Annotated in this window: 4 protein-coding genes; 2 read left to right on the plus strand and 2 right to left on the minus strand. The window is 69.4% G+C overall.

The features are described from left to right. The coding region (locus ABSF49_RS20130; RefSeq protein WP_424114416.1) for an FAD-binding oxidoreductase at window positions 1–1238 on the minus strand (1238 nt) is incomplete at its 3' end. Window positions 1239–1414: 176 nt separating this feature from the next. On the opposite strand from ABSF49_RS20130, the gene hyi reads away from it, so the two are divergent. Together hyi and ABSF49_RS20140 are read left to right on the plus strand one after the other, a co-directional pair. Further along, window positions 1415–2206: a hydroxypyruvate isomerase gene (gene hyi / locus ABSF49_RS20135; RefSeq protein ID WP_424114417.1), complete on the plus strand. Its 792-nt coding sequence runs from the start codon at window positions 1415–1417 to the stop codon at window positions 2204–2206. A gap of 255 nt (window positions 2207–2461) precedes the next feature. Beyond that, complete coding sequence (locus ABSF49_RS20140; protein ID WP_424114419.1) at window positions 2462–4525, plus strand: M3 family metallopeptidase; 2064 nt, start codon at window positions 2462–2464, stop codon at window positions 4523–4525. A gap of 31 nt (window positions 4526–4556) precedes the next feature. On the opposite strand, the gene ABSF49_RS20145 is transcribed toward ABSF49_RS20140, so the two are convergent. Further along, window positions 4557–4796 (minus strand): Imm52 family immunity protein (locus ABSF49_RS20145; RefSeq protein ID WP_424114418.1); only part of this gene is annotated, 240 nt, incomplete at its 5' end.

The raw sequence follows: 4796 nt of genomic DNA on the forward strand, positions 1-4796 counted from the left end.
AAGTGTTCGGCGCGCTCGATCTCGGACGCGTCGTTCATGTCGACGAGCGGGCTGACATGGAAATTGCCGTCGCCGACATGGCCGACGATCGGCGCGATCAGGCCGTGCTCGGCGATGTCGCGCTGCGTCTCCTCGACGCAATCGGCGAGGCGCGAAATCGGCACGCAGACGTCGGTGGCGAACGGCCGCGCGCCGGGCCTCAGGCCCGTCGCCGCCCAATAGGCGTCGTGGCGGGCCTGCCACAGCCGGCTCCGCGCCTCGGCCTGGCTCGCCCACGCGAACGGGCCGCCGCCGTGTCCCGCGGCGATTTCGCCGAAGCGGCGCGTCTGCTCGGCGACGCTCTCCTCGCTGCCATGGAACTCGACGAACAGCATCGGCGTTTCCGGCAGTTCGAGCTTCGAATAGGCGTTGCTCGCCTTGACCTGCAGCGCGTCGAGCAGCTCGATGCGCGCGACCGGCAGGCCCGACTGGATCGTCTCGATCGTCGCGTCGCAGGCGGCGCGCACGCTGGCGAAGGGACAATGGCCGCCGGCGATCGCCTCCGGGACGCCGGCGAGGCGCAGGGTGATTTCGACGATGATTCCGAGCGTGCCTTCCGAGCCGACAAAAAGGCGCGTCAGGTCGTAGCCCGCCGCGGATTTCCTCGCCCGGCTGGCGGTGCGCAGGAACGATCCCTCGGCGGTCACCACGCCGAGCGACAGAACGCTGTCCTTCATCGTGCCGTAGCGCACCGCATTGGTGCCGGAGGCGCGCGTCGCCGCCATGCCGCCGATCGAAGCGTCGGCGCCGGGATCGACGGGAAAGAACAGACCGGTGTCGCGCAGATAGTCGTTGAGCGCCTTGCGGGTCACGCCGGGTTCGACGACGCAATCGAGATCTTCGCTGTGGACGGCGAGCACGCGGTTCATGCGCGAGCAATCGATCGACACGCCGCCGTAGAGCGCGTTGACATGGCCTTCGAGCGACGTGCCGGCCCCGAACGGCACGATCGGCGCGTCGTGGGCGGCGCAAATGCGCACCGCGTCGATGACGTCCTCGCGCGTCTCGGCGAACACCACCGCGTCGGGCGGTGCATTGTCGATCCAGGTCAGGGTGTGGCCGTGCTGCAGGCGCACCGCCTCGGCGGTCGAGAGCTTCGCCCCGAATCGCGCCGCCAGCGCCGCCGTCAGATCGGCGACGGCGTGCGGAGGCAGACGGCCGTCGCGGCGGCGCAGCAGAGGGCGGGTTTCGATCGTCATCGGCGGCGGCTTCCAGTCACGGGGCGGAAAGAGGCGCATCTTGCCCCGCCGCGCGGCCCGTCGGCAATCCTCGGGCCGCCGCGGTCCAATCTGGACAAGCGGGTCGAGTTCGCCGACGCTGACGACTCGGGGCTGCGGCGCGCCGGGGGGCGGCGGCCGCGCGAGGGGGAAGGGGCATGGCGAGGTTTTCCGCCAATCTGTCGATGCTGTTCACCGAACGGTCGTTCCTCGATCGCTTCGGCGCGGCGGCGCGGGCCGGCTTCCGCGGCGTCGAATATCTGGGCCCTTACGGCTTTCCGGCGGCGGAAATCGCCGCCCGCCTGCGTGACTTCGGCCTGGCTCAGGTCTTGTTCAACTTGCCGATGGGCGACATGACCAAGGGCGAGCGCGGCATCGCCTGCCTTCCCGATCGCGTCGACGAGTTCCGCGCCGGCGTGGCGCAAGCGGTCCAATACGCGCGCGCGCTCGGCTGCCCGACCGTCAATTGTCTCGCCGGCAATCCGACGCAGCATACGAAGATGGCGGAAGCGCGCCGCACGCTGGTCGAAAATCTGCGTTACGCCGCCGACCGCCTGGGCGAAGCCGGGGTGCAGATGGTGATGGAGCCGCTCAACCGCTACGACAACCCCGGCTATTTCGTCACCCACAGCGGCCGCGCGCTCGACATCATCGACGAGACCGGCTCGACCAACATCAAGCTGCAGTACGACATCTATCACATGCAGCGGATGGAGGGCGATCTCGCAGCGACGATCGAACGGCTGCTGCCGCGCATCGGCCATATCCAGATCGCCGGCAATCCAGGCCGGCACGAACCGAGCGTCGGCGAGATCAATTTCCGCTTTCTGATCGAGCGGCTCGACGCGCTCGGCTACGACGGCTGGGTCGGGGCCGAGTATAGCCCGCGCGGCCGCACCGAGGACGGGCTCGGCTGGTTCTCGACCTACCGGGCCAAGAACGAGGGCTGATGTCGAACGCCGCCGCGATCGTCGCGGCGCGTTGCGAGTTGCTCAACCCGAAGGTCCAGGTCTTCGCCGACGCGGCGGCGCTCAGCTTCAATTTCGCCTCCCGGAGCGAGAGCGGCGAGGCGACGCGCTGGAACGGCGCCGAGGTCTGCGCGCCGGCGCGTGGAAGATCGTCCAGACGCGCTGGTCGCTCACTGGCGGCCGACCGGGCTGACCAGGCGGTTGCGAAAGGTCCGGCTGAGCCCCAAGTTTATCGGCATGGATCAGCTCTCTCCTCCGGCCGACAATCCTCTGCTTGCGTCGTGGGACGCGCCGTTCGGCGCGCCGCCGTTCGACCGCATCAGGCCCGAGCACTTTGCGCCCGCCTTCGACGCGGCGTTGGCGTCGAGACGCGCCGAGATCGGGAGAATCGTCGCCGATCCGGCCGCGCCAAGCTTCGACAACACGATCGTCGCCCTGGAGCGCGCCGGCGCGCGGCTCAAACGGGTGAGCGCGGCGTTCTTCCACCTCGCCAGCGCAGAGACCAGCGGCGAGATCGAGCGCATCGAACGCGACATTGCCCCTGTGCTGTCGCGCGAGCGCAACGCGATCCTGCTCGACGACGCGTTGTTCGCCCGCGTCGAGGCGCTACATCAGGCGCGCGGCCGTCTCGCCCTCGATTCCGAGGCGGCGCGGACGCTCGAACGCTGGCGCGTCGCGTTCAAACGCGCGGGCGCCGGCCTCGACGCTCGGAAGAAGGGGCGGCTGGCGGCGATCGGCGAGCGACTGGCGAGCCTCGGCGCGCTGTTCGGCCAGAACGTGCTCGCCGACGAAAAGGCGTTCGCGCTCGTTCTCGACGGGTCCGATGATCTCGCCGGCCTGCCGGAGAGCTTCGTCGCCGCCGCGGCGCAGGCGGCCGCCTCGCGCGGGTTCCCCGGCAAGTATGCGGTGACGCTGTCGCGCTCGTCCTACGAGCCGTTCATGCAGGCCTCGGCTCGGCGTGACCTGCGCGAGAAGGTCTTCCGCGCCTTCGTCGCGCGCGGCGCCGGCGGCGGCGCGCACGACAATGCGGCGATCATGCGCGAGACTGTCGCGCTGCGCGCCGAGCGCGCGCGCCTGCTCGGCTTTCCGAGCTTCGCCGCTTTCCGCCTCGCCGACTCGATGGCCAAGACGCCTGAAGCGGCGCTCGAACTGATGCGTCGCGTGTGGGCGCCGGCGCGCGCGCAGGCGCTGCGCGAAGCTGAAGCGTTACAGGCGATGATCGCCGCCGAGGGCGGCAATTTCGAGCTCAAAGCCTGGGACTGGCGCTACTATGCCGAGAAGCGCCGCAAGGCGCTCTACGACATCGACCAGAGCGAGCTCAAGCCGTATCTGTCGCTCGAGGCGATGATCGCCGCCGCCTTCGACGTCGCCCATCGCCTGTTCGGCGTCTCCTTCGTCGCCCGCGACGACGTGCGATTGCCAAACGCGGACGCGCGCGCCTGGACGGCGATCGGCCCGGACGGCGCGCCGATCGCGCTGTTCGTCGGCGACTATTTCGCGCGGGACTCGAAGCACAGCGGCGCCTGGATGAGCGCGCTGCGCGACCAGCAGAAGCTCGACGGAAGCGTCCTGCCGATCGTCGTCAACGTGATGAGCTTCGCCCGCGGCGGCGCCGGTGAGCCATGCGTGCTCAGCCTCGACGAGGCGCACACCTTGTTCCACGAGTTCGGCCACGCCTTGCACGGCATGCTGTCGGACGTCGCCTATCCACTGCTCTCCGGCACGAATGTCGCGCGCGACTTCGTCGAGCTGCCCTCGCAATTGTTCGAGCATTGGCTCGAGCGACCCGAGACGCTGCGCCGATTCGCCCGCCATTACCGCACCGGTCAGCCGATGCCCGAGGCGCTTATCGAGCGGCTGCATGCGGCGCAGCGCTTCAACCAGGGCTTCGCGACGACGGAGTTCGTCGCCGCGGCGCTGTTCGACATGGAGCTGCACCTGATCGCCGATCCGGGCGCGATCGACGTCGCGGAATTCGAAACGCGAACGCTGTCGGCGATCGGCATGCCGAGCGCGATCGCCACCCGCCATTCCGCGCCGCATTTCCAGCATGTCTTTTCCGGCGACGGCTATGCGGCGGGCTACTACAGCTATCTGTGGTCGGAGGCGCTCGACGCCGACGCCTTCGAGGCGTTCGAGCAGGCGGGCGACGATTTCGATCCGGAATTGGCCGAACGGCTGAAGCGCTTCGTTTACGCGGCGGGCAACACGCGCGAGCCGGACGAGGCCTATCGCCGCTTTCGCGGCGCCGATCCGTCGCCCGACGCGCTCTTACGCAAGCGCGGGTTGGCGGAGAATTGACGTAACGGCAGGCCGCGATCGCTGTCGGCGCTCAGCTCTGAATAGGGCGCAGCGCAGCTTCGAGGGCGCGCAGCCGCGCCACGCCTTCGGCGTCGGTCTTAGCGAAAGGCTCCTCGCAGAGGGTGACCAGCGCGGCCCCGTCGGCGAGGGCTTCGACCTCGACGTCGGCAGGATATTTCGCCCGCGCGGCGAGGTTGGGCGGCAGGTAGGTGATCCAACCGACGCGGGGCTCGAGGATTCGCCTTGCCTCTCTGGGTTCGACGATACGGGG

The organism is Roseiarcus sp., assembly GCF_049514155.1.
Classification (GTDB): domain Bacteria; phylum Pseudomonadota; class Alphaproteobacteria; order Rhizobiales; family Beijerinckiaceae; genus Roseiarcus.